The sequence below is a fragment of the Macrococcus sp. DPC7161 genome (genome assembly GCF_004117835.1).
Taxonomy (GTDB): domain Bacteria; phylum Bacillota; class Bacilli; order Staphylococcales; family Staphylococcaceae; genus SDSC01.
In genome coordinates this window covers 1-426 of sequence record NZ_SDSC01000043.1, presented here as the reverse complement: position 1 = coordinate 426, position 426 = coordinate 1, and the positions used below count along the sequence as shown (strand labels likewise).

Genomic DNA, 426 nt, shown 5'->3' with positions numbered 1-426 from the left:
CTCTATGCCTGAAATTATGAAAACTCAAGTAATGGACATGGTATATGACCAAATTGAAGATGTATTTGAAGAAGGTACGGAAGAACGTGAACAATTCGACCAAGCAATGGAAGTATGGGCTGCTAGTCCGAAACGTGAGATTATGGAACAATTTTCAACCGAAGAAGTAATGGAAGCTACTGCACAAATCGTCGAGCATGCTCCTGAAGTGGAATTGAAGCTAAAAGCGGATCATATCTCTGTGAAGGCCCTGCTTGCTGATTTCGGGGATCAAATACATATCGCAAAGGTAAATGACCGATACGTACTAATGATCGAAGCTGATACACTTACGTTTGAGAAAGGCTTCTCTCCTATTGAGTTCCTGAAGCCGGATGAGTTGCAAGATGTGATTGAGCGGATTGAGAATAAACAGCAGTATTCTTA

At 41.3% G+C, this 426-nt stretch carries 1 protein-coding gene; it reads left to right on the top strand.

Translation table 11 applies throughout. The features are described 5' to 3' along the window. Positions 1–426 (top strand): DUF3898 domain-containing protein (locus ER639_RS12005; RefSeq protein ID WP_129065976.1); only part of this gene is annotated, 426 nt, incomplete at both ends.